Source organism: Streptomyces sp. NPDC046985 (assembly GCF_040644415.1).
GTDB lineage: Bacteria > Actinomycetota > Actinomycetes > Streptomycetales > Streptomycetaceae > Streptomyces.
Genome location: NZ_JBEYWK010000006.1, coordinates 59,082 through 85,630 on the forward strand (window position 1 = coordinate 59,082; position 26,549 = coordinate 85,630).

Genomic DNA, 26,549 nt, shown 5'->3' on the forward strand with positions numbered 1-26,549 from the left:
GACGCGGGAGCCGATGGTCTCCCCGCTCCCCCCTCCGGCACCGCTCCCGACCCTCGACCCCACAGGGGACGCCCATGACCACACGCTCCTCCGATGTCATCGACGACGCCCCGGAGGCGGCCGCCGGCTCGGCGCCGTCGGCCACCCTGGGCGGCGAGCAGAAGCGTTCGATCGAGCAGATCATGCTGCTGCTGTTCATCACCGTCCCGTTCCTGGCGCTGATCGCGGCGGTGCCGCTGGCGTGGGGCTGGGGGGTGAGCTGGCTGGACCTCGGCCTGCTGGTCTTCTTCTACTACCTCGGCTGCCACGGCATCACGGTCGGCTTCCACCGGCACTTCACGCACAGCTCCTTCAAGGCCAAGCGGCCGTTGAAGATCGCGCTGGCCGTCGCGGGGTCGATGGCGGTGGAGGGGCCGCTGGTGCGCTGGGTGGCCGACCACCGCAGGCACCACCGGTTCTCCGACCACGAGGGCGACCCGCACTCGCCGTGGCGCTACGGCGAGACGGTGCCGGCCCTGCTGAAAGGCCTGTGGTGGGCCCATATCGGCTGGATGTTCGACGAGGAGCAGACCCCGCCGGACAAGTACGCGCCGGACCTGGTCAAGGACCCGGCGATGCGGGCGATCTCACGCCAGTTCGCGCTGTGGACGGCCGTGTCCCTGCTGCTGCCGCCGCTCATCGGCGGCCTCGCGACGATGTCGTGGCAGGGCGCGTTCACCGCCTTCTTCTGGGGGTCACTCGTGCGGGTGGCGCTGCTGCACCACGTGACCTGGTCGATCAACTCGATCTGCCACGCGGTGGGCAAGCGCCCCTTCAAGTCCCGGGACCGCTCGGGCAACGTGTGGTGGCTGGCGGTCCTGTCCTGCGGCGAGTCCTGGCACAACCTGCACCACGCGGACCCGACCTCGGCGCGGCACGGCGTGGAGCGCGGGCAGCTCGACTCCTCGGCGCGGATCATCCGCTGGTTCGAGCAGCTCGGCTGGGCGTACGACGTGCGCTGGCCGTCCCGCGCGCGCATCGATGCGCGCCGCGCGGTCGGCGAGGGCGGCTCCCGCCGCCGGAAGAAGGCCCCCGAGGCGGCATGATGGACGCCGTGGCGACCGACTCCAGCACCCCCAGCGACGACAAGCCGCGGCGCGCGCGGCGCACCCGCATGACCGGCGCCGAGCGCCGCCAGCAGCTCCTGGAGATCGGTCGCACCCTGTTCGCGGCGAAGGGCTTCGAGGGCACCTCGGTGGAGGAGATCGCGGCGAAGGCCGGGGTCTCCAAGCCGGTGGTGTACGAGCACTTCGGCGGCAAGGAGGGCCTGTACGCGGTGGTGGTGGACCGTGAGATGCGGCGGCTGCTGGACATGGTGACCGGCTCCCTGACGGCCGGGCACCCGCGGGAGCTGTGCGAGCAGGCGGCGTTCGCGCTGCTGGACTACATCGAGGAGTACACGGACGGCTTCCGCATCCTGGTCCGCGACTCCCCGATCCCACAGTCCACGGGGTCCTTCGCGTCGCTGATCTCCGACATCGCCACCCAGGTGGAGGACATCCTCGGCCGCGAGTTCAAGTCCCGCGGCTTCGACCCGAAGCTGGCGCCGCTGTACGCCCAGGCCCTGGTCGGCATGGTCGCCCTGACCGGCCAGTGGTGGCTGGACGTGCGCCGCCCGAAGAAGGCGGAGGTCGCCGCCCACCTGGTGAACCTGGCCTGGCACGGCCTGGACGGCCTGGAGCAGAAGCCCCGGCTGATCGGGCACCGCAAGGCGTAGGGCCGTCCCGCCGCGCTTCCGGGCCCCGGTGAGCGGGGCGGGAGCCCGGCCCCGTCAGCGGGGACGCGAGAACCCCGGCCCGTCAGCGGGGCTCCAGGAACTCCAGCCGGTTGCCCACCGGGTCCTCGGAGAAGAAGCGGCGCCAGCCGGGCAGGTCGTCGTCCCAGACGACGCGGGCGCCGCGGTCGGCCAGCCGGGCGGCGTACGCCTCGATGCCGGTCACCCGCAGGCCCGGGTGGGCCTTGCGCGCGGGCCGGAAGCCCTCCTCGGCGCCGAGGTGCACTTCGGCGGCCCCGGCCCGGAACCAGCAGCCGCCCCGGGCGGCCAGGACGGGCGGCTTGGGGACCTCCGCCATGCCGAGGACGCCGCCGTAGTACGCGCGCAGCCGCTCCTCGGACCCGGGCGGCGCGGCGAGCTGGACGTGGTCGAACGAGGTGATCACGCCTCACGCCTCCTTCACGGCCACCGCGAAGACGCGGCGGAAGGGGAACGGGGTGCCGTGCGGGCCCGCCGGGTAGGCGGCGCGCAGCGCGGCGCGGTACTCGGCGAGGAACGCCTCGCGGGCGCCGGGGTCGTCGGCGAGCGCGGTGAGGACGGGGCGCAGTCCGGTGCCCTTCACCCAGTCCAGGACGGGGTCCTCGCCCGCCAGCAGGTGCACGTAGGTCGTCTCCCACACGTCCGCCGTGCGGCCGGGTCCGGCCAGCCGCTCCAGGTACGCCTCGGGGGCGAGCACGGCGTCCTCGTGGCGCAGCACGTCCGCGAGGCGGTCGCGCCAGCGGGCGGAGCCGGCCAGGGAGCGCATCAGGCGGTGACTGGGGGCGGCGAAGTTGCCGGGGACCTGGAAGGCGAGGACGCCGCCCGGCTTCAGCGCGGCCATCCAGTCGCTGAGCCGGGCGGCGTGGCCGGGGACCCACTGGAGGGCGGCGTTGCTGACGATCAGGTCGTGCGGCGCCTGCGGCGTCCAGGTGCGGGCGTCGGCGGGGCGGAAGTCGAGCCGGCCGCCGCCGGGGGTGGGGCCCTCGTGCTCGGCTGCGGCCTTGTCCAGCATCTCGGGCGCGTTGTCGTAGCCGGTGATGTGCGCGGTGGGCCAGCGGTCCGCGAGGTGCGCGGTGACGTTGCCGGGGCCGCAGCCCAGGTCCGCGATGCGGGGCGGGTCGGTGGGGAGGGCCGGGACCCGGGCGAGGAGGTCGGCGAAGGGCCGGGCGCGGTGCCCGGCGTGGCGGAGGTACTGGGCGGGGTCCCAGACGGGACGGCCGGCGGGGTCGGCGTTCTCTGCTGCGGGCATGGCGGCCTCCTTGGCGTCTCCGGGTCGTTCCCGCCCCGGTGTCCGCGGCGCGTCTGTCGTGCGTCCGCGGTGCGTCTGGCCTCATCCCACCGGGAAAACTATCTCGATGTCAAGATTGTCAAAGTCAAGAGACTTCATGTCGACACAACCACTACACTGATCGCATGGAGGACGAGGTCGATCGGCTGGTCGCGGCGTGGCGCCGGGAGCGCCCGGACCTCGACGTGGAACCACTGGAAGTGCTCAGCCGGGTCAGCAGGCTGGCCCGGCACCTGGACCGGGCGCGCCGTCTGGCCTTCGCCGAGCACAGCCTGGAGCCCTGGGAGTTCGACGTCCTGACCGCGCTCCGGCGCGCGGGCGCCCCCTACCAGCTCTCCCCCGGGCAGCTCCTCACCCAGACGTTGGTGACGTCGGGCACGATGACCAACCGCATCGACCGGCTGACGAAGAAGGGCCTGGTGGAGCGGCTGCCCGACCCCAGCGACCGGCGCGGGGTGCTGGTCCGGCTGACGGACGGGGGCCGCGACCGCGCGGACCGGTCGCTGGCGGGCCTGCTGGAGCAGGAGCGCGCGATCCTTTCCGAGCTGTCCTCCGCCCAGCGCGCCGAGCTGGCGGCCCTGCTACGCCAGTTGACCGCCCCGTTCGACAACGTTCCCGGATAGCTCCGCGGCGCTCCCGGACAGGTCCGCGGGCCCGACCCCGGCCCGCCGGGCCAGCGCCACGGCGGCCAGCGTGGAGTGCACGCCGAGCTTGCCGAGCACGTTCTGCATGTGGGTGCGCACGGTGTGCGGGGACAGGTACAGCCGCTCGGCGACCGCCTTGCGCCCCAGCCCGGCGACCATGCAGCGCAGCACCTCCCGCTCGCGCGGGGTCAGCGACTCCACCAGGCGCTCGCTCTCGGTGCGGTGCTTGCGCGCGGCGGTCAGCTCGCGCAGCACCCCGGTGAGCAGGGCCGGCGGCAGGTGGGTCTCGTCGCGCAGCACTCCGCGGATGACGGTGAGCAGCCGGGACAGGGAGCAGTCCTTGGCGACCCAGCCGCAGGCGCCCGCCTGGAGGGCGAGGGCGGCCCGCCGCGGGTCGTCCCGCCCGGCGAGCACGACGGTGCGCACCCCGGGCTGGGCGCCGCGCACCCCGGCGACCAGGGAGATGCCGTCCACCAGTCCGTCCGCGTTGCCCTCCTGGACGGGGACGGCGGGACGGCCGCCCGGCACGTTCCCGCCGAGGTCGGCGTCGACGAGGAGGACGTCGAAGCGGCGGCCCTCGGCGGCCGCCCGGTCCAGGCAGCGCAGCGCCGCCGGTCCGGAACCGGCGGCGGAGACCTCGACGTCCGGCTCGGCGGCCAGGGCGGCGGCGAGCGACTCGGCGAAGATGCGGTGGTCGTCGACGACCAGAACGCGGACACGCACCACTGAAACCCCCTTCCCCACGCTCCGGGCGGAGCAGGGGATTCGCGTCGTCCGGGACCGCCGGCACCGGCACGGCGCCCGAACCGGCAGCCGCACCCGCGCGACCGCCGCCACGCGGATCTGCTACCCCCGCTTCGGGCGCCGTATCCGGACTTCTCGCCCTGTGAACGGCGCCGGGCCCCCGCCGCCGTTTCTCAGCGTACGGCGGGGGGCCGTGCGGGGAAGGCACTTCGCGCAACTGATCGGCCGACGCGTTTAGGGTGTTCCGCATGTTCCGTATCGAGGCAGGAATCGACAGGCGGCGCCGCGATCTGCTCCGCTCCCGCCTCCGCGAGAGCAACACGGCGGCCTCTCCCGTGCTCGCCGCCCTGCGGACGTCCCCGGCCGGCCGCGAGGACCCGCTGCACGTCTGGGCGCTGGACGAGGACAGCGCCCTCGCGGGCGGCCTGGTCGGCCACACCTGGGCGAGCTGGCTGCACGTCGCCTGCCTGTGGGTGGACGCCCGCCACCGCGGCGCGGGCCTCGGCTCCCGCCTCCTCGCCCGCGCCGAGCGCACCGCCCGCGACAAGCGCGACTGCGTCGCCGCCCGCCTGGAGACCTGGGACTTCCAGGCCCCGGACTTCTACCGCCGCCACGGCTACGAGGTGCTCTGCGCCCTCCCGGACTACCCGCCCGGCGTCACCGAGTACACGCTGGTGAAGCGATTGCGGTGAGCCGGGCGCGGCCCCCGGAGACAGTGCGGGCGCCGCGTCCGGTGGCCCGGACGACAGTGCGGGCGCGTCAGCGCGGGCGTCGGGCGCCGCGCCCGGGGCGGCGCCCCGGGCGACAGCGCCGGCGCGTCAGCGCAGGCGGCGGGCGCCCGGGGACGGGACCGCTTCGAAGACGCGCGGGGGCGTCAAGTCCGCCGCGGCGAAGGCCGCTTCGATCGCCTTGGTGAGGGCGGGGACGTCCGCCTCCTCCGCCAGGACGATCGCCGAGCCGCCGAAGCCGCCGCCCGTCATCCGGGCGCCGAGCGCGCCGGCGGCCAGGGCGGTCTCGACGATGAGGTCCAACTCCGGGCAGGAGATGCGGAAGTCGTCGCGCAGGGAGGCGTGGCCCTCGGTCAGGACCGGGCCGATCGCGCGGGGGTCGCCCGACTCCAGCAGGGACACGACGCGTTCGACGCGCTCGTCCTCGGTGACGACGTGCCGGACCAGGCGGCGCGCCTCCTCGTCGTCGCCCAACCGCTCCAGCGCCGCGTCCAGTTCCGCGTACGGCACGTCCCGCAGGGCGTCGACGCCGAGCAGCGCCGCGCCCCGCTCGCAGCCGGCGCGGCGCTTGCCGTACTCGCCGTCGCTGTGGGCGTGCTTGACCTGGGTGTCGACGACCAGCAGGCGCATCCCGCGGTCGGCCAGGTCGAAGGGGATCTGACGCTGCGACAGGTCGCGGGTGTCGAGGAACAGCGCGTGACCGGACTCGCAGCAGGCCGACGCCGTCTGGTCCATGATGCCGGTGGGAGCGCCGACGTAGACGTTCTCGGCCCGCTGGCACAGGCGCGCCAACTGCCAGCCCGGCAGGCCCAGTTCGAACAGGTCGTTCAGAGCGAGGGCGACGACGACCTCCAGGGCCGCCGAGGAGGACAGGCCGGCGCCCGAGGGGACCGTGGAGGCCAGGTGCACGTCGGCGCCGGCGAGGGCGTGGCCGGCCTCGCGCAGCGCCCACACCACGCCCGCGGGGTAGGCCGTCCAGGTGCGGTCCGAGCCGGGCGCCAGGTCCTCGACGCGCAGTTCGACGGGGCCGCCCGGCACGTCCTGCGAGTGCAGCCGCAGCACGCCGTCCTCGCGGCGGGACACCGCGGCGACCGTGACGTGCGGCAGCGCGAAGGGCATCACGAAGCCGTCGTTGTAGTCGGTGTGCTCGCCGATCAGGTTGACGCGGCCGGGCGCCGCCCACACTCCCTCCGGCTCGCTCCCGTACAACTGCGTGAAGACCTCGGCGACGTGCTGTGACTCCATCACTTCCCCCTCGCGGTGTGCTGCGCGAACTCCCAGGCGTCCGCGACGATGCCCGCGAGGTCCGCGCGGGACGGCTGCCAGCCGAGCCGGGCCCGAGCGGCGTCGGCGGAGGCTACCAGGACCGCCGGGTCGCCTCCCCGGCGCGCTGCGGGGACCTCGGGGATCGGGTGGCCGGTGACCTGCCGGGCGGTCTCGATCACCTCGCGCACCGAGAAGCCGTTGCCGTTGCCCAGGTTGCAGATCAGGTGCTCGCCGGGGACGGCCGCGTCCAGCGCGAGGAGGTGGGCCTCGGCCAGGTCCGCGACGTGGATGTAGTCGCGTACGCAGGTGCCGTCCGGGGTCGGGTAGTCGTCGCCGTAGACGGAGATCGCGTCCCGGCGGCCCTGGGCGACCTGGAGGACCAGGGGGATGAGGTGCGACTCGGGGTCGTGGCGCTCGCCGCAGCTCCCGTACGCGCCGGCCACGTTGAAGTAGCGCAGCGAGACCGCGCCCAGGCCGTGGGCCGCCGCCTCGCCGGTGATCATGTGGTCGACGGCGAGCTTCGACGCGCCGTAGGGGGAGGTCGGCGCGGTCGGGTCGGTCTCGGTGATCGGGGTGCGCACCGGTTCGCCGTACGCGGCCGCGGTGGAGGAGAAGACCAGCTTGCGCACGCCGGCCTCGCGCATCGCGCCGAGCAGCGCGAGGCTCCCGCCGACGTTGTTGTCCCAGTACTTCTCCGGCTTCACCACCGACTCGCCGACCTGGGAGAACGCGGCGAAGTGCAGCACGGCGGCGAAGGAGGAGTCCAGCCACTTGGCGGCGTCGCGGACGTCGCCCTCGACGAAGCGGGCGCCCGACGGCACGGCCTCGCGGAACCCCGTCGAGAGATCGTCGAGCACCACGACCTCGTGACCGGCCTCCAGCAGGTGCTGGGCCACCACGCTGCCGACGTATCCCGCGCCGCCGGTCACCAGGTACTTCCCGCTCATGAACTCGCCACCTCTCGCAGTCTCTCGGCCGCGCGCTCCGGCGGCACGTCGTTGATGAACACGTTCATGCCGGACTCGGAACCCGCGAGGAACTTCAGCTTGCCGGAAGTGCGGCGGATGGTGAAAAGCTCGAGGTGCAGGGCGTAGTCCTCGCGGACCACGCCGTCGAACTCCGCCAGCGCGCCGAACGGGGCCTGGTGCCAGGCCGCGATGTACGGCGTCGGGGAGCCGCCTTCGGATCCCGCCGTCCCGTCGGCGCCGTTCGCGCCCGTCCCGCCGTCGAAGATGCGGTCGAAGCGCCGCAGCAGCTCCAGGTAGACCCGCGGGAACTCGGCGCGCGCCGGCTCGTCGAGCGCGAGCAGGTCGGGGACGCGGCGGCGGGGGTAGAGGTGGACCTCGTAGGGCCAGTGCGCGGCGTACGGCACGAAGGCGACCCAGTGCTCGCTCTCCAGCACGACCCGTTCGCCGTCGAGTTCGCGGCGCAGCACGGCGTCGAAGAGGTTGTCCCCGCCGGTCGCCTGCTTGTGCGCGGCCAGCGAGCGGAGCATCAGCGCGGTGCGCGGGGCGGTGAAGGGATAGGCATAGACCTGGCCGTGCGGGTGGCCCAGGGTCACGCCGATCTCGGCGCCCCGGTTCTCGAAGCAGAAGACCTGCTCGACGGAGGGCAGGTGGGACAGCTCCGCGGTGCGGTCGGTCCACGCCTCCAGGACCAGCCGCGCCTGCTCCTCGGTCAGGTCGGCGAAGGACGCGTCGTGGTCGGAGGTGAAGCAGACGACCTCGCAGCGGCCGGAGTCGCCGGCCAGCGACGGGAAGCGGTTCTCGAAGACGGCCACGTCGTAGGACGAGTCCGGGATCTCGGTCAGCCGCTCGCCCTGCGTCGGGCACAGGGGGCACTCGTCGGCCGGGGGGTGGTAGGTGCGGCCCTGGCGGTGCGAGGCGACGGCCACCGCGTCGCCGAGCAGTTCGTCGCGGCGGATCTCCGACGTGGTGACGGTCGGCTCCAGCGGACGGCGGTCGGCCGCGTCGCGCACGGTGTCGTCGCGCAGGTCGTAGTAGATCAACTCACGACCGTCGGCCAGCCGGGTCGAGGTCTTCTTCACTGTCGGACTCCCTTGGATGCCAGGTCCGCCGTTCTCCATTACCCAACATAATTAAACATAACACATCACAAGTCGTCATCGGTGATCTACATCACGATCAAACAAAGACGACGATCGGAACCGTTCAGATTCTTAACGCCAGGGCATAGGTTTCCCGGCCGGATCAGTTCGCGCGACGAAGCGAGTTCTCATGCAAACCGCCCCCCATCCCTCCGCGTTCCAGGCGGTGGAGCTAGCGGCGAAGCTGCGGCTGCCCGTCAACGGTCTCGACTACGCGATTCTCGGCATCTACTTCGTCGTGGTCCTGGGCATCGGCTTCGCCGCCCGCCGCTCGGTCAAGACCAGCCTCGACTTCTTCCTCTCCGGCCGCTCGCTGCCCGCGTGGATCACCGGACTGGCGTTCATCTCCGCGAACCTGGCCGCCACCGAGATCCTCGGCATGGCCGCCAACAGCGCCCAGTACGGCGCGTACACCGTGCACTGGTACTGGGTCGGCGCCATCCCCGCCATGGTCTTCCTCGGCCTGGTGATGATGCCGTTCTACTACGGCAGCAAGGTGCGCTCCGTGCCGGAGTTCCTGCTGCTGCGCTTCGACAAGAGCGCCCACCTGCTCAGCTCCCTGCTGTTCGCCTTCGCGGCCATCCTGATCGCCGGAGTGAACCTCTACGCGCTGGCGATCGTGGTCCAGGCGCTGCTGGGCTGGCCGCAGTGGGTGGCGATCGTGGTCGCCGGATTCTTCGTGCTCGCCTACATCACGCTCGGCGGCCTGTCCTCGGCGATCTACAACGAGGTGCTCCAGTTCTTCGTGATCCTCGCCGCCCTGATCCCGCTGGTGATACTCAGCCTGAAGCGGGTCGGCGGCTGGGACGGCCTGACGCACAAGCTCACCGCGGCGCACGGCGCCGACTTCACCACCGCCTGGGGCGGCACCGGCATCGGCCACGCCAACCCGCTGGGCGCGAACTGGCTCACCATCGTCCTCGGCCTGGGCTTCGTGCTGTCCTTCGGCTACTGGACGACGAACTTCGCGGAGGTGCAGCGCGCGCTGTCCGCGAAGAACCTCTCCGCCGCCCAGCGCACCCCGCTGATCGCCGCGTTCCCGAAGGTCTTCATCGTCTTCCTGGTGATGATCCCGGGCCTGGTCGCCGCGGCCCTGGTGCCGAAGATCGGCTCCTCCGGCTCCGGGCTCCAGTACAACGACGCCATCCCCTACCTGATGCAGGAGCTGCTGCCCAACGGCGTGCTCGGCATCGCGGTGACCGGTCTGCTCGCCGCCTTCATGGCCGGCATGGCGGCCAACGTGTCGTCCTTCAACACCGTGTTCACCACCGACATCTGGGGCAAGTACCTGGTCAAGGACCGCGAGGACGCGTACTACGTGCGCTTCGGGCGGCTCATCACCGCGGTCGGCGTGCTCGCCTCGATCGGCACCGCGTTCCTGGCGTCGTCGTTCTCGAACATCATGAGCTACCTCCAGACGCTGTTCTCCTTCTTCAACGTGCCGATGTTCGTGGTGTTCATCGTCGGCATGTTCTGGAAGCGGGCGTCGATGAAGTCCGGCTTCTGGGGCCTGCTGGCCGGCACCACCGCCGCGATGGTGAACTACTTCGTCCTGTACAAGCACGGGATCATCGACCTGCCCACCGACCAGGGGGCCAACTTCGTCTCCGCCATCGCCGGCTTCGTCGCCGGCGCGGTGGTCATGGTCGCGGTGTCGCTGTTCACCCAGCCCAAGCCCGCCGACCAGCTCAGCGGCCTGGTCTACGGCACCCGCTCCCCCGGCATGACGGAGCCGCCCTCGCCCGGCGACGAGGCCTGGTACCGCAGGCCCGCGCTGCTCGGATGGGGCGCCGTCGTCATCGCCGCCCTCTGCTACATCCCGTTCTCGTTCTGATCGCGGGAGGATTGGAAGACCATGTCCGAGTCCGAGAACCCCGCAGAGTCCGCGCCCGCCGACCGCCCCGCAGAGTCCGGCCGGCCTGAGAAGTCCGGCCGGCTCGACCGGTCTGACGACTCCGGCCGGCCCGGCCCGTCCGACCAGCCCGGCCCGTCCGGCGCCTCCGAGCACGACGTCCATCGCCAGGTCACCGAGCTGGAGGGCTCCTCCGCCACCGCCGCCCGGATCTTCGACCTGCGGCGCATCATCGGCGGCCTGTTCGTGCTGTACGGGATCATCGTCACGATCACCGGCGCCACCGACTCGCAGTCGGCCATCGACAAGGCGCAGGGCGTCAACATCAACCTGTGGACCGGCATCAGCATGCTGGTCCTCGGGGTGTTCTTCCTGGTCTGGCTGAAGCTGCGGCCGGCCGCGGCGCCGGAGCCCCCGCGGGAGCCGACCGCCGAGTGAGCACGCGCGGGGCGGAGTCGAGCGCCGGTCCGGCGCTCAGCTCCGCCCCGCGCGGTCCAGCAGGCCCGTACGGGCCGCCAGCGCCGCGGCCTCCAGCCGGGAGCCCACGCCCAGCTTCATCAGCACCCGCTGCACATGCGTGCGGGCGGTGCTCGGCGCGATGCCCATGCCTGCCGCGATGGCTCGGGTGTCCTCCCCCTCGGCGACCCTGACCAGCACCTCCGCCTCACGCGGGGTGAGCATCCCCAGCAGCCGCCGGCCCTCGTCGTCCGGCTGCGCGGCCGGGTTCAGCAGCTCCCCGAAGGCGCCCTGGAGCAACTGCGGCGCCACCGCCGCCTCCCCGGCGCGCGCCTTCATGATGGCCCGCTCCACGCCCTCTATCCGCTCGTCGTGGCGCACATAGCCGACGGCGCCCGCGGCGAACGCGGCGGCGATGCCGCGCGGAGAGGGCACCGGGCCGAGGACGACCACCGCCACCTGCGGGCGCTCCCGCTTGATCTTGGCCACCGGCTCGAACGTGCCCGGCTCCGCCGGGGCCGCCGTGCCCAGCAGGCACACCTCCGGCGCACGGCTGATCACCAGGTCGGCCGCGCCCGCGGCCGGGGCCGCCGCGGCCAGCACGCGGTGCCCACGCAGCTTCAGCGCCGAGGCCAGCGCCTCGGCGAGCAGTCGGTGGTCGTCGACCACCATGAGCCGCACTCCCATCGAGCAACCCCCCAGTCCCCCCACGGATGCCCCCTTGGGCCGTCCATGCTCCGGCAGGCGTGGACAGGCCGGAAGCCCCCCGGCGGCCCGCCCGCCGCGCACCGGTGCTCCGGGAAGCTACACGCTCGGTCGGGCGGCGCGCTGCCCTACCGGCCAGAAGTGCCCCGGATCGCCGACATCCGGGCGCCCGCCGCCGTCCGCGCGCCCGCCGGGCCCGCACCGGCGGGGGCGGAGTCGGCGGGGGCGGACCCGGCGCACGGCTACTTCGCGCCGAAGCCGATCGACGTGTACCGCTTCTCGCCCGCCGAGATCGCCTTGCCGAGCAGGGACTTGCCCAGGAACAGCCGGCCGTCGGCGTAGAGCAGCTCGGCCCGGTCGGGGACCATGCTGCTGATCGCGGACAACACGGACTGGTCGGCGGGGGTCTCCAGGAGCTTCGTCTGCCGCGTGGTGGCGCCGTCCACCGAGACGATCTGGGCGCCCTTGTCGTAGGGGCCGTCCTTGTACGCGATGACGTCGCCGCCGTCCATGCGCACCGGGAAGATCGTGTACCCGTCGCCCGCGTCGATCCGGTCGCCGGTGCTCTTGCCGGTCCGCAGGGAGAACGCGACGATCTCGTTGGTCCTGCTGTACGCGGCGCTGCCGTCGTGCTCCTCGGTGGGGACGTACAGCTTGCCGTTGCCGACGGCGATCCCCTGGCAGCCGTCGGTCTTGCCGACCTCGCAGCGGTGGGCGTACTTGCCGTCCGGCAGCGAGATCTTATAGAGCAGCCTGCCGCCGTCGTCGAGCGAGAAGACGTCCGTGGCGCCGGAGGCGGTGATGCCGCCGGAGTCGGCGCCGAAGACGACGGGCTCGGTGGAGATCACCTTGGCGTTGTCGATGCCCGCGGGGAGCTTGTAACTCCACTTGACCGCGCCGTTCGCCGGGTTGAGGAGCTGCACCTGGTAGCGCTCGTTGCCGTAGTCGCCGCACTTGCGCACCGCGACGAGCTGCGCGCCGCCCGCGTAGCCGACGTCCTCGCAGGCGCCGGTCTTGGGCTGCCACAGCGCCTTGCCGGTCTTCACGTCGAACGCGGCGCCGCCGTTGAAGCCGCCGCCCGCCGCGACCGTCCCGCCGGAGATGCTGACCTCTCCGAACGCTGCTTTCGCGTCGCCGCTGGCAGCGCTCTCCGTCCACAGCTTGCGGCCGGTGGCGACCTCGAAGGCGGTGATCTGGTCGCAGGGCTGGTGGTCGCCCTTGGCGTTGCGCGGCTTCTCCTCGGTGAGGACCGCGGCGACGCCGTCGGCGGTCATCTGGCGGGAGGCGGCGCAGGTCTGGCCGGACAGCGGGAGGGTCCACTTCGCGGCGCCGGTGTCCGGGTCGTAGCCGACGACCTTGTCGATGCCGCTCTTCGCGTACACCGTGCCGGTCAGCCAGGAGCCCTGCACGCTGTCGACCTGGTCGTCCTTCACCGCCGGGGCGGGCACCTGGAAGAGCACCTTGGCCGCGGGGTCCGCGGGCGCCTTCTCCGTGCCGGCCGCGGAGGCGCCGCCGGCGCCGGCCGTGCGCCCTTTCTTGCCGCCCGCGCGGCCGCCGGCGGTCGCGGCGCCCTTCGTCCCGCCGCCGTGGCCGGAGTGCGCGTACCAGACGCCGCCGCCGACGATCAGCGCGATGGCGACCACGGCCGCGGCGACGATCGTGAGCTGCTTCCTGCGCGCCGTGCTCCCGCCCGGCTGCCCGGCCTGCGGATGCGTCGGCGCGGTGGGCGGCTGGCCCGGGTAGCCGTAGCCGGGCTGAGCCGGGTAGCCGTAGCCGGGCTGGCCGGGCGCGGCCGGATAGCCGTAGCCGGGCTGGCCGGGCTGCGGGGCGCCGTACGGGCCGGGCTGCGGGGCCTGGGCGTACGGGTTCGGCGCGGGGGCGGCGGGCTGCGGCTGGCCGGGGTATCCGTATCCCGGGGGCGCCTGCGGCGGCTGGGGGGCCTGGGCCGCCTGCGGGTAGCCGTAGCCGGGCTGCGGCGGACCGGGCGGCGGGGGCGTCTGGGGGGCGCCCTGCGGCGGCGGGGGCGCCTGCGGGTAGCCGTATCCCGGGGCCGGCTGAGCGGGCTTGGCGAGATCCGGACCGCCGGACGCGGGCGGGGCCTGCGGCGCGTGCGGGGGCTGCGGGGGCTTCCCGTCCTGCGGCGCCCCGTCCTGCGGCGGGCCGAAACCGCCCTGCTGCGGGGGCTCGTGGGGCGGCGGGGGCTGGGTCATGACGGGGGCACCTCGCAGGAGCGTGAGGACGGGTGAGCGGAAGGACGCGTGCGCGGGCGGGCGGCCGGGAGAAGGGGGTGCGGGAGGGGCGCCTCACTTGCCGAAGGCGAGCATCAGCTTCTCCTTCGAGGCGTCGTTGCCGTTCAGGCGGGTGGTGGAGAGGTAGAAGCGTCCATCGACCCAGTCGACGTCCTTGGAGAAGAAGCCCTGCTCGATCTCCGCGGTGCTCTCCGGGTTCTTCAGCAGCACGCCCGGGGTGTGGCTCGGCCCGGCGGTCGGCACGGACACCACCTGGCCGCCGGCGTCGTAGGACGGCTCGACGTAGGCGACGAGCTTCCCGGCCTCCACCGTGACCGGTGTCATCGAGGTGTCCTGCGGGGACTTCGCCCGCCACTTCTCCTTGCCGGTGGCGAGGTCGATCGCGACGATCTCGTTCGGGCCGGAAGTGGCCTTGGTGGGCAGGTAGAGGGTGTTCGCGTCGGCGGCGACGCCCTGGCAGCCCTGGAGGTCGCGTTCGAGGACGGCCCAGCCGCACTGCGGGTCGAAGGTCGCCTGGGAGGACACCTGGGAGCGGACGGCGCCGTCGTCCTTCAGGACTGAGATGTTGTAGTGCTTCTTGTCCTCGTCGGTCGAGTACAGCACCAGCGGGTCGACCGAGTAAGTCCGCTGCACCGTCCAGCCCTTGGGCATCTTCTTGGTCCACTTGGCCTTGCCGGTGGCCGGGTCCAGCTCCTGCACCTCGTCGTGCTCGGCGCCGCCGCCCGCGCCGCAGGAGGCGACCTGGATCAGCCGGGCGCCGCCCGCGAACCCGGTCGGGAAGCAGGCCGCGCCGTACCGCTGCTTGTCGTAGAGCTTGCGGCCGCTGTCCACGTCGTAGGCGGTGCCGGACTGCGAGCGTCCGACCATCAACGTCTTTCCGGTGAGGGTGAGTTCGAGGCTGATCGTGCTGTCGAAGAGCTGGCCCTCGGTCAGCTTGGCGCTCCAGCCCTTCTTGCCCGTGGCCAGGTCGATCTGCTGGAGCTGGTTGCACTTGGCGCGGTCGCTGACGCCGCTCTCGTAGGCCACCACGACCTTGCCGTCGGCCGACTGCCGCGGGGTCGCCGCGCAGATCTTCTGCGGGAAGGTGACCGGCGCCCAAGCCGGTCTGCCGTCGGCGACGCCGTAGGCGAAGACCTGCTTGTAGGCCGCCTTCACCGCCGCCTTGCCGGTGATCCACATGCCGGGGGCGTCCGCGCCGGACCCGGGGGCGTCGGGCGCCTCCTTGTACCAGAGCACCTTCGCCTCGCCGGGCTTGCGGCCCGCGTTGAGGTCTTCGCGGTCCGAGCCGCCGTCGCCGCTGCCGTCACCGGGGTTGACCGGGTCGTCGGTCGCGGACGGCGCCGCGGACGGGGCGCCGCTGCTGCCGTGCGCGACCGGCTTCTTCCCGTCGCCGCCGTGGCCGCTGAGCGCCCACACGCCGCCGCCGACCACGAGCAGCACGGCCACGGCCGCGCCGACGACGATCGCGGACCTGCCCTTGAAGGGGCCGCGCGCGCCGCCGGGCGGCGGGGTTTCGGGCCCGCCCGGGAACTGCGGCGGCGGATAGCCGTAACCGGGCTGCTGCCCGTAGGGGCCGGGCTGCTGCGGATAGCCGTACGGGCCGGGCTGATTCGGTTGGCCGTACGGGCCGGACTGCTGCGGCTGGCCGTACGGGCCCGGTGCGGGCGTTCCCGGCGCGGGGGCGCCCGGCGCGTGGGAGTCCGGCGCGGGAGGCGTGCCGTAGGGGCCCGGCTGCCCGTACGGGCCTGGCGCGGGGGCGCCCGGCGCGGAGGGCGTGCCGTAGGGGCCCGGCTGGGCGTACGGGCCCGGCTGGGCGTACGGGCCCGGCTGGGCGTAGGGGCCGGGCTGCTGCGGGTAGCCGTAGCCGGGCTGGGGCTGCGGCGGGGCGGCGGGCGGCGCCGGGGGCGGCTGCGGGACGCTCTGGGGAGGCTGCGGGGCGCCCTGGGGAGGCTGCGGAGCGCTCTGGGGCGGCTGCGCCGGAGGCGGCGGGGTGCTCTGCCGGGGGTCCTCGGCGGGCCGGGCGTCCTGCCGGGGGTCTTGGGCGGGCCGGGCGTCCTGCGGAGCGCCGAAGCCGCCGTCCTGTGGGGGTTGTTGCCCGCCGTCCTGCGGCGGCTGCCCGGCGTCCCGTGGCGGTCGCGGCTGCGCGGGCCCGTCGTGGGGTCCGTGCGGTTCCGGCGCTCCGGAGTCGTCCTGCGGCGGCTGTTCGGGCGGCTGAGTCATCAGCGCGTCTCCCCCTCGTTCACTGACTTTTAGCCACACCCCGAGGCTCGCGAAGGGACCGGAGCCGTACGGGAACGGTCTCGGACGGTTCTCGAACGGCTCTTTCTATCACCCGCCCACGACACGTGGCCGGGCCCCGACTGCCCCTGTTCCCAAGGGAGAACCGGCCCGTGATGCCCTCGTTACGCACCCGCCCCGCTCCGCGCCCCCGCCCCGCGCGGGGCGTGCGCCCGCTCGCGCACGCCTCCGCGAAGTGTCAGGCCTCCTCGGCGAGTTCGAGCCAGCGCAGCTCCAGTTCCTCGCGCTCCCCCGTCAAGTCCCTCAGTTCAGCGTCGAGTTCGGCGACCTTCGCGAAGTCCGTGGCGTTGTCGGCGATCCGGGCGTGCAGCGTCGACTCCTTGTCGGAGATCCGGTCCAACTGCCGCTCGATCTTCTGGAGTTCCTTCTTCGCGGCGCGCTGCTCGGCGGCGGACCTCTCGCTCCGGCCGGACTCCGCGGCGGCCGCCGCCTTGCCCGCGGTGGGGGCGGCGGCGGGCGCGGCGGCCCGCTGCTCGATGCTCCGGCGGCGCTCCAGGTACTCGTCGATGCCGCGCGGCAGCATGCGCAGGGCGCCGTCGCCGAGCAGCGCGTGCACCGTGTCGGTGGTGCGCTCGACGAAGAACCGGTCGTGCGAGATCACGATCATCGAGCCGGGCCAGCCGTCGAGGACGTCCTCGAGCTGGGTGAGCGTCTCGATGTCGAGGTCGTTGGTGGGCTCGTCGAGGAAGAGGACGTTGGGCTCGTCCATGAGCAGGCGCAGCAGTTGGAGGCGGCGGCGCTCGCCGCCGGACAGGTCGCCCACCGGCGTCCACTGCTTCTCCTTGCCGAAGCCGAACGTCTCGCAGAGCTGACCGGCCGTCATCTCCCGTCCCTTGCCAAGGTCGACGCGCTCGCGCACCTGCTGCACCGCCTCAAGAACCCGCACGTCGGGATCGAGTTCGGCGACCTCCTGGGACAGGTAGGCGAGCTTCACGGTCCGGCCGACGGCGACCCGGCCGGCCGCGGGCTGCGTCTCGCCCTCGGTCCGGGCGGCGTCCGCCATGGCCCGCAGCAGGGAGGTCTTCCCGGCGCCGTTGACGCCGACCAGGCCGATGCGGTCGCCGGGGCCGAGCTGCCAGGTCACGTGTTCCAGCAGCACCTTGGGCCCGGCCTGGACCGTCACGTCCTCCAGGTCGAACACGGTCCTGCCCAGCCGCGAGGAGGCGAACTTCATCAGCTCGCTGCGGTCGCGCGGCGGCGGCACGTCCTGGATCAGCTCGTTGGCGGCCTCCACGCGGAAGCGCGGCTTGGAGGTGCGGGCCGGGGCGCCGCGGCGCAGCCAGGCCAGCTCCTTGCGGACCAGGTTCTGCCGCTTGGTCTCCTCGGTGGCGGCGATGCGCTCCCGCTCGGCGCGGGCGAAGACGTAGTCGGAGTAGCCGCCCTCGTACTCGAAGACGGCGCCGCGCTGCACGTCCCACATCCGGGTGCAGACCTGGTCCAGGAACCACCGGTCGTGGGTGACGCACACCAGCGCGGAGCGGCGCACGCGCAGGTGCGCGGCCAGCCAGGAGATGCCCTCGACGTCGAGGTGGTTGGTGGGCTCGTCCAGGACGATCAGGTCCTGGTCGTCGATGAGCAGCTTGGCCAGCGCGATCCGCCGCCGCTCGCCGCCGGACAGCGGGCCGATGACGGTGTCCAGGCCCTTGGGGAAGCCGGGCAGGTCCAGGCCGCCGAACAGCCCGGTCAGCACGTCGCGGATCTTGGCGTTGCCCGCCCACTCGTGGTCGGCGAGGTCGCCGATGACCTCGTGCCGCACGGTCGCCGCCGGGTCGAGGGAGTCGTGCTGGGTGAGGACGCCCAGGCGCAGCCCGCCCGAGTGCGTGACCCGACCGGTGTCGGCCTCCTCCAGCCGGGCGAGCAGCCGGATCAGGGTCGTCTTGCCGTCGCCGTTGCGTCCGACGACGCCGATCCGGTCCCCCTCGGACACGCCGAGCGAGACCCCGTCGAGCAGCGCACGCGTCCCGTACACCTTGCTGACGTTCTCGACATTGACCAGGTTGACGGCCATTTCACTCCTGCCCGGGGGGATCGATCAGCCTTCAAGCGTAGGGCCTGGAGAGGACGGCCCGGCGCGGGACCGCCGTCACACGGCGTGACGCCCTACGGGATGCGGCGGCGCGGCCCGCGGTCCGCCCTCAGACCAGCGCGGCGCCCGGGGCGGGGCCCGACGCCATGCGCACGGACCGGCACGTCCCGGACCGGCGCAGCGCCTGCGCCGTCCTCGCCGCCGACTCGGCGTCCCGCACGAGGAACGCCGTGGTCGGCCCGGAACCGGAGACCATCGCGGCCAGCGCCCCGGCGGCGCGGCCCGCCGCGAGGGCGCCGGCGAGTTCCGGGAACAGGGACAGCGCGGCGGGCTGGAGGTCGTTGGAGACGCTCGCGGCGAGCGCGTCGGGGTCGCCCTTGGCCAGGGCGTCCAGCACGTCCTGGGAGGCGACCGGCTCGGGGACGCGCCGGCCCTCGCAGAGCCGGTCGAACACGCGGAACACCGCGGGCGTCGACAGCCCGCGCTCGGCGACCGCGAACACCCAGTGGAAGACGCCGCCCACCTCCAGCTCGCGCAGCCGCTCCCCGCGCCCGGTGCCCAGCGCCGCCCCGCCGACCAGGCTGAACGGCACGTCGCTGCCCAGCTCGGCGCAGAGGTCGAGCAGTTCGGCGCGGGAGGCGCCGGTCCCCCACAGCGCGTCGCAGGCCAGCAGCGCGCCCGCGCAGTCCGCGCTGCCGCCCGCCATGCCGCCGGCGACCGGGATGTCCTTGGCGATGTGGAGGTGCACGTCGGCGCGGCGGCCGTACCGGGCGGCGAGCGCTTCAGCCGCGCGGGCGGCGAGGTTGCTGCCGTCCAGCGGGACCTCGGCGGCGTCGGGACCGGCGCAGGTGACGCGCAGGCCGCTCGGGGACGGGGCGACGGTGACCTCGTCGTACAGGCCGACCGCGAGGAAGACGCTGGCCAGGTCGTGGAAGCCGTCCGGGCGGGCGGCGCCCACGGCGAGCTGGACGTTGACCTTGGCCGGGACGCGTACCGTGACGCTCACTTACTCGGTCTCCTCGATGCGGGCCGCCGGGGCCGCCGGGGCCGTCCCGCGCGGCGCGGCCTCGGCGACGCGGGCGAACTCCTCGACGGTCAGGGACTCGCCGCGGGCCTGCGGCGACACCCCGGCGGCGAGCAGGGCCGCCTCGGCCGCGGCGGCCGATCCGGCCCATCCGGCGAGTGCGGCCCGCAGCGTCTTGCGCCGCTGGGCGAAGGCCGCGTCGACCACCGCGAAGACCTCCCGCCGGGTCGCCGTGGTCGCGACCGGCTCGGCCCGCCGGACCAGGGACACCAGTCCGCTGTCCACGTTCGGCGCGGGCCAGAACACGTTCCGCCCGATCGCGCCCGCCCGCTTCACCTCGGCGTACCAGTTCGCCTTGACGGAGGGCACCCCGTACACCTTGGAGCCGGGCCCGGCGGCGAGCCGGTCGGCCACCTCCGACTGCACCATGACGAGGCTGCGCTCGATGCTCGGGAAGGTCTCCAGCATGTGCAGCAGCACCGGCACGGCGACGTTGTACGGCAGGTTCGCCACCAGCGCGGTCGGGGCCGGGCCGGGCAGCTCGGCGATGTGCAGCGCGTCGGAGTGCACCAGGGCGAACCGCTCGGCGGCGCCGGGCATCCGGGCGGCGACGGTGGCGGGCAGCGCGGCGGCGAGCACGTCGTCGATCTCGACGGCGGTGACCCGCTCGGCGGCCTCCAGCAGGGCGAGGGTGAGGGAGCCGAGCCCCGGGCCGACCTCGACGACCGTGTCGGCGGGCCGCACCTCGGCGGTGCGGACGATCCGGCGCACCGTGTTCGCGTCGATCACGAAGTTTTGGCCGCGCTGCTTGGTGGGACGCACGCCGAGGGCCGCCGCCAGCTCACGGACGTCGGCGGGGCCCAGCAGGGCGTCGGGGAGGGGGCTGCTCACGGCACCAGGGTACGGGGACGCGGGCGCCGCTCCGGCCACGCGCCCGCGCGAGGCCGCGTCCGAGGAAGCCGTCGCGCTCGCGATCCCGTCCGCGGGAGGCGGCGTCGCTCTCCGAGGCGGCGCTACTGCGCGCAGTCGATCAGGAGCGGGCCGGGAGGCGAAGGTCGGTGGGCGTGGGCGCGGGTCAGTGGGCGAAGGCCCGTGGGCGTGGGCGAAGGTCAGTACGCGAAGGCGCGGGCGGTGTTCGCGGCCAGCGCGGTCGCCATCGCGTCCTCGTCGACGCCCCGGACGGCGGCCATCGCGCGCACCGTGACCGGGACGAGGTACGGCGCGTTCGGCCGCCCGCGGTAGGGCGCCGGGGTGAGGAACGGCGCGTCGGTCTCCACCAGGACCAGTTCGAGGGGGGCGACGGCGAGGGCGTCGCGCAGGTTCTGGGCGTTCTTGAAGGTGACGTTGCCGGCGAAGGACATGAAGTAGCCGGCGCGGGCGCACACCTCGGCCATCTCGGCGTCGCCGGAGTAGCAGTGGAACACCGTCCGCTCGGGAGCGCCCTCCTCCTCGAGGACGCGCAGCACGTCCGCGTGGGCGTCGCGGTCGTGGATGACCAGGGCCTTGCCGTGCCGCTTGGCGATCTCGATGTGGGCGCGGAAGGACCTCTCCTGCGCCTGCTCGCCCTCCGGGCCGGTGCGGAAGTAGTCGAGGCCCGTCTCGCCGACGCCCTTGACCCAGGGCAACGCGGCCAGCCGGTCGATCTCGGTCAGCGCCTCGTCGAGGGCCGCGTCGCCGCCCGGCGCGCGGGCGCCCTGTCGCGACCATCCGTCGGGGTCGCCGTGCACGATGCGCGGGGCCTCGTTCGGGTGCAGGGCGACCGCCGCGTGCACGGCGGCGTGAGCGGCGGCCGTCTCGGCGGCCCAGCGCGATCCGGCGACGTCGCAGCCGACCTGGACCACCGTGTCCACGCCCACCGAGGCGGCCTTGGCGAGGCTCTCCTCGACGGTCGCGGACTGCATGTCGAGGTGGGTGTGGGAGTCGGCGACCGCTGTCCGCAGCGGCGCCGGCAGCGGCGGCGGCAGCGGCGGCGCCGCGTTCTTGTCGGCCTTGGCGGTCTCGCCGACGTCGCCGGCGGCGCCGGTCTTGTCGGCCGTACGGGCCTGGGCGCGGGCCTGGTCGGCCGCGCGGGCCTGGTCGGCGTGGGAGGGCATGGTCCGATCCTACGGAACCCGCGCCCTCCCCCAGGTCTCACCCGGTCTTGCGCTGGAACGGGTGCAGCAGGTCGGACAGGTGCCAGTGGTGGTCCCCGGAGGCGCCGGCCCCCGCCTCCTCTCCGGGCGCGGACTGCGCCGCCGGGGGCCGCCGGTCGTTCTGGTGCAGACAGCTCTGCACGGAGGACACCTGCCCGGCCCGCATGATCCGGACCACGTGCCCGTCGCAGTTACGGCAGCTCGGCCGGGACAGCGGCGACGGCACGACCTGGCCGTCCGCCACGTACCGCACGAAGGCGTTGCCGTCGGCGTCCGTATGGTGCTCTATCTCGAACGCCTGTTCCCAGCCGTGCCCACAGCGCATGCAGGCGAAGGAGTAGGACTCGTTGACGACGGCGGTGGCCGTACCGCGCTGGTCGGCCTGTCCTGCGAACTCACTCATGCCAGCTCCTCGTGTCCGCTGGTCGAGGGGACGGGTCGTCCCTCGCTCCAGTGGACGCCTCCGCCTGCGCGGACGCACCAGCCCCTGTCGAGTGTTGGAGCCGATTTGGCAGGTGCTTGCCCAAGACTCCCCTGAACGGCCGATGTCGCTTTGCTTTGCGGAAAAGCCCTTTGCTCCCGCATGGGGCGCTCGCTCATGAGAGATACGCCCTGCTCAGCGGGGGTGTGAGCGGCGCGACACGGCGCACTGCGCGGGGTCGCGCACGCATCGGCCCCGTGGGGGCCCCTGCGGACCGGCCGGGTCAGCCGGCCGGAGAGCCGGGGCGCCCGAGGGCGGTCCTGCGACCCCACCGCCCCCGGAGAGCCGGACCGCCAGGGCCCCAGCGGAGCCGGGGACCGCCAAGCCCCCGGCGGACGAGGAGCCCTTAGAGGCCCCGGCGGACCCGGACTACCGAGCAGACCCGGCGGACCCAGGCTCCCCAGTAGCCCCGTCGGCCCCAGCCGCCCCCGTATGCTTCGCCGCGACCACCGCGTCGAACACCTCCCGCTTGGGCACCCCCGCCTCCGCGGCCACCGCCGCGATGGCCTCCTTGCGGCGCTCGCCGGCCTCCTCGCGCACCCGTACCCGCCGCACCAGCTCCTCGGGGCCGATCTCGTCCGGCCCCCTCTCGGGGGCGCCCTCCACCACCACGGTGATCTCACCGCGCACGCCCTGCGCCGCCCACGCGGCCAGCTCGCCGAGGCCGCCGCGGCGCACCTCCTCGTAGGTCTTGGTCAGCTCCCGGCACACCGCGGCGCGTCGTTCGGGGCCGAACGCCTCGGCCATCGCCGCGAGCGTGTCGTCCAGGCGGTGCGGGGCCTCGAAGTAGACGAGGGTGCGCCGCTCCCCGGCGACGTCCCGCAGCCGGGACAGCCGCTCGCCCGCCTTGCGCGGCAGGAATCCCTCGAAGCAGAACCGGTCCACCGGCAGACCGGACAGCGCCAGCGCGGTGAGCACCGCGGACGGCCCCGGCACGGCGGTGACCCGCACGTCCCGCTCCACGGCCGCCGCGACCAGCCGGTAGCCGGGGTCGGACACCGAGGGCATGCCCGCGTCGGTCACCAGCAGCACCCGGGCCCCGCTCAGCAGCTCCTCGACCAGCTCCGGGGTGCGGGCCGACTCGTTGCCCTCGAAGTACGACACGACGCGCCCGCGCGGAGCGACGCCCAGGGCCTGCGTGAGCCGCCGCAGCCGCCGTGTGTCCTCGGCGGCGACCACGTCCGCGGCCGCCAGTTCCTCGGCGAGCCGGGGCGGCGCGTCCTGGACGTCGCCGATGGGGGTGCCAGCCAAAACAAGGGTTCCAGTCACGCGCCCCATCCTCTCAAGCATCCTCTCGAACACCGGCCCGCGGGCTGCCCCCGGCATCCTCCAGAGCACCGGCCCGGGGGCCGTCGCCGCCGGACCGATCCGGCCGCGCGGCGGCCAAGCACGGGACTCACACAGCGCGGTTCCCTACCATGGCGCGGTGACCAGTACCGCGTCCTCCACGGACACCCGGCAGGACTCAGCCCCGTGCGACCCGCGGCCGCCGTGGCAGCGGCGGCTGCGCCGCTACGGCCACACGGCGGACCCGGCGGCGCCCGCGGCCGACGTGCGCGAGCGCCTGGCGCCGCCGTACACGCGGCCCGGCCCCCGCCTGTGGGCGGCGCTCGGCCTGCCGCCGACGCTCGCCGACCGCCTCGCGCGCTGGTCCGGCTGGGGCGGCCCGCTGCTGGTCACCCTGGTCGCGGGCCTGCTGCGGTTCTGGCGCCTGGGCAGCCCGAAGGCGGTGATATTCGACGAGACGTACTACGCCAAGGACGCGTGGGCGATCATCCACCGCGGCTACGAGGTCAACTGGGACAAGAACGCCAACGACCTGATCCTGCACAGCGGCGGCCACGTCACGCTGCCCGCCGACGCCGCCTATGTGGTGCACCCGCCGGTCGGGAAGTACGTGATCGGACTCGGCGAGACGCTGTTCGGCCTCGATCCGTTCGGCTGGCGCTTCATGACGGCGCTGCTCGGCACGCTGTCGGTGCTGCTGCTGTGCCGGATCGGCCGCCGCCTGTTCCGCTCCGCGTTCCTCGGGTGCCTGGCGGGCGCGCTGATGGCGGTGGACGGCCTGCACTTCGTGATGAGCCGCACCTCGCTGCTCGACGGCGTGCTGATGTTCTTCGTGCTGGCCGCCTTCGGCTGCCTGCTGATCGACCGCGACCGGGCCCGGGAACGGCTGGCCGCCGCGCTGCCCGCCGACGCCGACGGCCGGGTCCGGCCGGACGCGCACACCGCGGAGACCGCCCGGCTGGGATGGCGCCCGTGGCGCTGGTCGGCCGGGCTGCTGCTCGGCCTGGCGATCGGCACCAAGTGGAACGGCCTGTACGTCCTGGCCGCGTTCTGCGTGATGAGCGTGCTGTGGGACGCGGGCGCCCGCAAGACGGCCGGTGCCCGGCGCCCGTACCGGGCCGCGCTCACACGGGACGCCGGGCTCGCCTTCCTGGCCACCGTCCCGGTGGCGGTCGCGGTGTACCTGGTGTCGTGGACCGGCTGGATCCTGTCCCCCGCCGACGGCTCCGGCGGCTACTACCGCAACTGGGCGGCCACCGACGGCCGGGGCGGGCAGTGGACGTTCCTGCCGGACTGGCTGCGCAGCCTGTGGCACTACGAGCACGAGGTGTACGAGTTCCACGTCGGCCTGTCCTCGCCGCACACCTACCAGTCCAACCCCTGGAGCTGGCTGGTCGACGCGCGCCCGGTGTCGTACTTCTACGAGTCCCCCGCGCCCGGCACGGCGGGCTGCCCGGCGGGCGCCGCGGACAAGTGCGCCCGCGAGGTCCTCGCCCTGGGCACCCCGGCGCTGTGGTGGGCGGCCTGCGCCGCGCTCGTCTACGTCCTGTGGCGCTGGTTCTTCCGCCGCGACTGGCGCGCGGGCGCCATCGCCTGCGGCGTCGCGGCCGGCTACCTGCCCTGGTTCCTCTACCAGGAGCGCACGATCTTCTTCTTCTACGCGGTCGTCTTCGTCCCGTTCCTGTGCCTGGCCGTGGCCATGCTCCTCGGCGCGATCCTGGGCCCCCCGACCGCCCCGGACACCCGCCGCGTGGCAGGCGCGACAGCCGCAGGCGTCCTGGTCCTGCTGATCGCCTGGAACTTCATCTACTTCTGGCCCCTGTACACCGGCACGACGATCCCCCTGGACTCGTGGCGAGCACGGATGTGGCTGGACACGTGGGTGTAGCTTCACAGACGTAGGGACGCACCCGGAAAGCCATCGAGATGCTCTACCAATCGCCTGTTCGCGACTGAACAGCTCAGTCCTCACGCTGCCGCAGGTCAAAACGTGTTGGTGCAGGTAATCCTGCACCAACAAATTCAGACCCACCGAATCGAACACGATATCGCGACGAGTCAGACTACTTCTTCAGACGAAAGCCCGTGAGCTCACGCATTTTCAAAATGAACTCCTCCGTTGCGGCACGGGCCTCTGGTCTGCCAAATCCTCGATCACGAAATTTTTTGCGCATTGCAGATCGCAGAATCGTCTCCCAAACCACAGCGAAGTCACCCCTGGGAATCTCAAGGAGTACGCGAGGATCATTCTGCTTCGCCATGAATCGATCACCAGGGCGCCCAGGCAACAAGTAGAGTGCTTGAGTCATCAATATTGAATCAATCAGAATTCCGCGAGAAGCGACATCGATGCCAAGCGTCACAGTCATCGGGGCTGGCCGAATAAACTCAAGGTGAAGCAGAACCTGGCCTTCGCCACCCAGGGTCGTACCCCACTGAGATTTGCAATCTCCGGATGAAACGTACTGGTGCACCCTGACCAACTCATCCAAGTCAGGGCGTGCGGTCGTGTCGACGATTAGCACAGGAATCAACCGGCCATCACCGACCAGGTGCGAAGCCATCGCCCCATCTCCGACAACCTCAAGGGGCTTCGGAGTGCGAACCACCTTTCTAGCGGGCCTCCGCCCGGTGGGCTTTCTCATTACGCCGCAGCACCCCATTGCGTTCCGTTTACTTTAAATATCTGCTGGGATTATAGATTCCACCACGAGCGGTATACCGTGCCCCATTTCTAGCGTAATGACGAACCTGTCCACGTCATTTCCAGACATCAGATTGCTCGCAAATTTGAAATGAATCCACCCTTCAATGGCAGCCCGTGCCGAAACATTCACAGGGACTTCCAAGCTGGATTCATTACCAAGATACTTAACCTCCTCCCCCTGCACTCGCTCGGCCGGTATCTTTACAGTGGTAACAACACCGTCCGGCGTGCGGTAGTCAATCCCCATTTCGGCGCGCGCGACGAAGTTCCCAGAGTCCGCAGAGTTCCCGATGTGAACCAAAAACGAGTATCGCTCGAAACCATCCATCTCCCTACGCTTACTTTGCATAAGCTCGACTTGGGGATCGATAGCCCTTCGCGCTTCCTGATGCATCGCGATTTCCAGGTTCTTTTTCGCCGTACGGCTAGTGCTCCAAGTTCGCGTAAGAGCCGTGAAAGCCGTAACCAAAGCCCCCAGTGATACCAGGTTGGACCCTTTTGTGAACCACTCAGGAATCATCAAGATGTACCCCCCTCCCGTTTCACGGTTGACCAACCCTGCGAGGGCAGACACCGCAGACAAGGTCAACTGTAGGCGGCATGCCGCCCTCATGGTTTGCGATTGAGCGATCGCGAAGCGATAGAGGTTCTCCCTGACGAAACCCTCGCGGCGCCGACCATCCCGCCGACTGCCCGCCTCCTCGGCGTCACGGCCCACAGACGGCCCCACTGCACGCTCGCAGCTTCCACCAGTCGCATACGA

At 72.8% G+C, this 26,549-nt stretch carries 24 protein-coding genes; 7 read left to right on the forward strand and 17 right to left on the reverse strand.

All coding sequences use genetic code 11. The annotated features are described in order from the left end of the window. Positions 1-74 precede the first annotated feature (74 nt). Complete coding sequence (locus tag ABZ861_RS09505; RefSeq protein ID WP_361626360.1) at positions 75-1,085, forward strand: acyl-CoA desaturase; 1,011 nt, start codon at positions 75-77, stop codon at positions 1,083-1,085. Then, positions 1,082-1,756: a TetR/AcrR family transcriptional regulator gene (locus ABZ861_RS09510; protein WP_361626363.1), complete on the forward strand. Its 675-nt coding sequence runs from the start codon at positions 1,082-1,084 to the stop codon at positions 1,754-1,756. The genes ABZ861_RS09505 and ABZ861_RS09510 overlap by 4 nt, the downstream gene beginning before the upstream one ends. 82 nt (positions 1,757-1,838) lie before the next feature. Here ABZ861_RS09510 and ABZ861_RS09515 read toward each other — a convergent pair whose 3' ends face one another. Beyond that, the gene (locus ABZ861_RS09515) at positions 1,839-2,198 is read right to left on the reverse strand and encodes a VOC family protein (RefSeq protein WP_361626366.1); all 360 of its coding nucleotides are present in this window, start codon (positions 2,196-2,198) and stop codon (positions 1,839-1,841) included. Between the two features lie 3 nt (positions 2,199-2,201). Continuing rightward, positions 2,202-3,041 (reverse strand): trans-aconitate 2-methyltransferase, encoded by an 840-nt coding sequence (locus ABZ861_RS09520; protein ID WP_361626369.1) that lies wholly within the window; start codon positions 3,039-3,041, stop codon positions 2,202-2,204. A gap of 164 nt (positions 3,042-3,205) precedes the next feature. Here ABZ861_RS09520 and ABZ861_RS09525 point away from each other — a divergent pair, with 164 nt between their 5' ends. After that, on the forward strand, positions 3,206-3,703 hold the full coding sequence (locus ABZ861_RS09525; protein ID WP_361626372.1) for a MarR family transcriptional regulator: 498 nt from the start codon (positions 3,206-3,208) through the stop codon (positions 3,701-3,703). Here ABZ861_RS09525 and ABZ861_RS09530 read toward each other — a convergent pair. Further along, positions 3,662-4,450: a response regulator transcription factor gene (locus ABZ861_RS09530; RefSeq protein WP_361626375.1), complete on the reverse strand. Its 789-nt coding sequence runs from the start codon at positions 4,448-4,450 to the stop codon at positions 3,662-3,664. The genes ABZ861_RS09525 and ABZ861_RS09530 overlap by 42 nt on opposite strands. A 266-nt stretch (positions 4,451-4,716) precedes the next feature. Here ABZ861_RS09530 and ABZ861_RS09535 point away from each other — a divergent pair, with 266 nt between their 5' ends. Then, positions 4,717-5,160 (forward strand): GNAT family N-acetyltransferase, encoded by a 444-nt coding sequence (locus ABZ861_RS09535; protein WP_361626378.1) that lies wholly within the window; start codon positions 4,717-4,719, stop codon positions 5,158-5,160. Positions 5,161-5,286: 126 nt separating this feature from the next. On the opposite strand, the gene galK is transcribed toward ABZ861_RS09535, so the two are convergent. The 3 genes from galK to galT are packed head-to-tail and all read right to left on the reverse strand — an operon-like array spanning position 5,287 to position 8,509. After that, positions 5,287-6,441, reverse strand: coding sequence for a galactokinase (gene galK / locus ABZ861_RS09540; RefSeq protein ID WP_361626381.1), 1,155 nt, complete (start codon positions 6,439-6,441; stop codon positions 5,287-5,289). Beyond that, positions 6,441-7,409, reverse strand: a complete 969-nt coding sequence (gene galE, locus ABZ861_RS09545; protein ID WP_361626384.1) for a UDP-glucose 4-epimerase GalE — start codon at positions 7,407-7,409, stop codon at positions 6,441-6,443. The genes galK and galE overlap by 1 nt, the downstream gene beginning before the upstream one ends. Then, the gene (galT, locus tag ABZ861_RS09550) at positions 7,406-8,509 is read right to left on the reverse strand and encodes a galactose-1-phosphate uridylyltransferase (protein WP_361626387.1); all 1,104 of its coding nucleotides are present in this window, start codon (positions 8,507-8,509) and stop codon (positions 7,406-7,408) included. The genes galE and galT overlap by 4 nt, the downstream gene beginning before the upstream one ends. 190 nt (positions 8,510-8,699) lie before the next feature. Here galT and ABZ861_RS09555 point away from each other — a divergent pair, with 190 nt between their 5' ends. Both ABZ861_RS09555 and ABZ861_RS09560 read left to right on the forward strand, forming a co-directional pair. Continuing rightward, complete coding sequence (locus tag ABZ861_RS09555) at positions 8,700-10,403, forward strand: sodium:solute symporter family protein (RefSeq protein ID WP_361626390.1); 1,704 nt, start codon at positions 8,700-8,702, stop codon at positions 10,401-10,403. 198 nt (positions 10,404-10,601) lie between these two features. Beyond that, positions 10,602-10,859, forward strand: coding sequence for a hypothetical protein (locus tag ABZ861_RS09560; RefSeq protein ID WP_361627001.1), 258 nt, complete (start codon positions 10,602-10,604; stop codon positions 10,857-10,859). A 36-nt stretch (positions 10,860-10,895) separates the two neighbouring features. Here the strand turns inward: ABZ861_RS09560 and ABZ861_RS09565 are convergent, their stop codons facing one another. From ABZ861_RS09565 to rsmI, 9 genes are all read right to left on the reverse strand, one after another. After that, the gene (locus ABZ861_RS09565) at positions 10,896-11,564 is read right to left on the reverse strand and encodes a response regulator transcription factor (RefSeq protein WP_361627004.1); all 669 of its coding nucleotides are present in this window, start codon (positions 11,562-11,564) and stop codon (positions 10,896-10,898) included. Positions 11,565-11,824: 260 nt separating this feature from the next. Beyond that, positions 11,825-13,792: a PQQ-binding-like beta-propeller repeat protein gene (locus tag ABZ861_RS09570; protein WP_361626393.1), complete on the reverse strand. Its 1,968-nt coding sequence runs from the start codon at positions 13,790-13,792 to the stop codon at positions 11,825-11,827. 93 nt (positions 13,793-13,885) lie between these two features. Continuing rightward, complete coding sequence (locus tag ABZ861_RS09575) at positions 13,886-16,051, reverse strand: PQQ-binding-like beta-propeller repeat protein (protein ID WP_361626396.1); 2,166 nt, start codon at positions 16,049-16,051, stop codon at positions 13,886-13,888. A 256-nt stretch (positions 16,052-16,307) separates the two neighbouring features. Beyond that, complete coding sequence (locus tag ABZ861_RS09580; protein WP_361626398.1) at positions 16,308-18,137, reverse strand: ABC-F family ATP-binding cassette domain-containing protein; 1,830 nt, start codon at positions 18,135-18,137, stop codon at positions 16,308-16,310. 127 nt (positions 18,138-18,264) lie between these two features. Further along, positions 18,265-19,161, reverse strand: coding sequence for a 4-(cytidine 5'-diphospho)-2-C-methyl-D-erythritol kinase (locus ABZ861_RS09585; RefSeq protein WP_361626401.1), 897 nt, complete (start codon positions 19,159-19,161; stop codon positions 18,265-18,267). After that, positions 19,162-20,070, reverse strand: a complete 909-nt coding sequence (rsmA, locus tag ABZ861_RS09590) for a 16S rRNA (adenine(1518)-N(6)/adenine(1519)-N(6))-dimethyltransferase RsmA (protein WP_361626404.1) — start codon at positions 20,068-20,070, stop codon at positions 19,162-19,164. Positions 20,071-20,288: 218 nt separating this feature from the next. Then, on the reverse strand, positions 20,289-21,272 hold the full coding sequence (locus ABZ861_RS09595) for a TatD family hydrolase (RefSeq protein WP_361626407.1): 984 nt from the start codon (positions 21,270-21,272) through the stop codon (positions 20,289-20,291). A gap of 37 nt (positions 21,273-21,309) precedes the next feature. Then, entirely contained in the window at positions 21,310-21,714 is a 405-nt protein-coding gene (locus ABZ861_RS09600; protein WP_361626410.1) for a hypothetical protein, read from the reverse strand. A 447-nt stretch (positions 21,715-22,161) separates the two neighbouring features. Further along, the gene (gene rsmI, locus ABZ861_RS09605) at positions 22,162-23,061 is read right to left on the reverse strand and encodes a 16S rRNA (cytidine(1402)-2'-O)-methyltransferase (protein ID WP_361626413.1); all 900 of its coding nucleotides are present in this window, start codon (positions 23,059-23,061) and stop codon (positions 22,162-22,164) included. A 157-nt stretch (positions 23,062-23,218) separates the two neighbouring features. On the opposite strand from rsmI, the gene ABZ861_RS09610 reads away from it, so the two are divergent. Then, positions 23,219-24,967, forward strand: a complete 1,749-nt coding sequence (locus ABZ861_RS09610; RefSeq protein WP_361626416.1) for a phospholipid carrier-dependent glycosyltransferase — start codon at positions 23,219-23,221, stop codon at positions 24,965-24,967. A 175-nt stretch (positions 24,968-25,142) separates the two neighbouring features. On the opposite strand, the gene ABZ861_RS09615 is transcribed toward ABZ861_RS09610, so the two are convergent. Continuing rightward, complete coding sequence (locus ABZ861_RS09615) at positions 25,143-25,643, reverse strand: hypothetical protein (RefSeq protein ID WP_361626418.1); 501 nt, start codon at positions 25,641-25,643, stop codon at positions 25,143-25,145. A 114-nt stretch (positions 25,644-25,757) separates the two neighbouring features. Next, complete coding sequence (locus ABZ861_RS09620) at positions 25,758-26,360, reverse strand: hypothetical protein (RefSeq protein WP_361626420.1); 603 nt, start codon at positions 26,358-26,360, stop codon at positions 25,758-25,760. Positions 26,361-26,549 lie beyond the last annotated feature (189 nt).

Bases quoted from the DNA above. Each gene is read 5' to 3' on its own strand.
- ABZ861_RS09505 (WP_361626360.1), top strand. From the start codon at position 75: ATGACCACACGCTCCTCCGATGTCATCGACGACGCCCCGGAGGCGGCC.
- ABZ861_RS09510 (WP_361626363.1), top strand. From the start codon at position 1,082: ATGATGGACGCCGTGGCGACCGACTCCAGCACCCCCAGCGACGACAAG.
- ABZ861_RS09520 (WP_361626369.1), bottom strand. From the start codon at position 3,041: ATGCCCGCAGCAGAGAACGCCGACCCCGCCGGCCGTCCCGTCTGGGAC.
- ABZ861_RS09525 (WP_361626372.1), top strand. From the start codon at position 3,206: ATGGAGGACGAGGTCGATCGGCTGGTCGCGGCGTGGCGCCGGGAGCGC.
- ABZ861_RS09535 (WP_361626378.1), top strand. From the start codon at position 4,717: ATGTTCCGTATCGAGGCAGGAATCGACAGGCGGCGCCGCGATCTGCTC.
- galK (WP_361626381.1), bottom strand. From the start codon at position 6,441: ATGGAGTCACAGCACGTCGCCGAGGTCTTCACGCAGTTGTACGGGAGC.
- galE (WP_361626384.1), bottom strand. From the start codon at position 7,409: ATGAGCGGGAAGTACCTGGTGACCGGCGGCGCGGGATACGTCGGCAGC.
- ABZ861_RS09555 (WP_361626390.1), top strand. From the start codon at position 8,700: ATGCAAACCGCCCCCCATCCCTCCGCGTTCCAGGCGGTGGAGCTAGCG.
- ABZ861_RS09565 (WP_361627004.1), bottom strand. From the start codon at position 11,564: ATGGGAGTGCGGCTCATGGTGGTCGACGACCACCGACTGCTCGCCGAG.
- ABZ861_RS09570 (WP_361626393.1), bottom strand. From the start codon at position 13,792: ATGACCCAGCCCCCGCCGCCCCACGAGCCCCCGCAGCAGGGCGGTTTC.
- ABZ861_RS09575 (WP_361626396.1), bottom strand. From the start codon at position 16,051: ATGACTCAGCCGCCCGAACAGCCGCCGCAGGACGACTCCGGAGCGCCG.
- ABZ861_RS09580 (WP_361626398.1), bottom strand. From the start codon at position 18,137: ATGGCCGTCAACCTGGTCAATGTCGAGAACGTCAGCAAGGTGTACGGG.
- ABZ861_RS09595 (WP_361626407.1), bottom strand. From the start codon at position 21,272: ATGCCCTCCCACGCCGACCAGGCCCGCGCGGCCGACCAGGCCCGCGCC.
- ABZ861_RS09600 (WP_361626410.1), bottom strand. From the start codon at position 21,714: ATGAGTGAGTTCGCAGGACAGGCCGACCAGCGCGGTACGGCCACCGCC.
- ABZ861_RS09615 (WP_361626418.1), bottom strand. From the start codon at position 25,643: ATGGCTTCGCACCTGGTCGGTGATGGCCGGTTGATTCCTGTGCTAATC.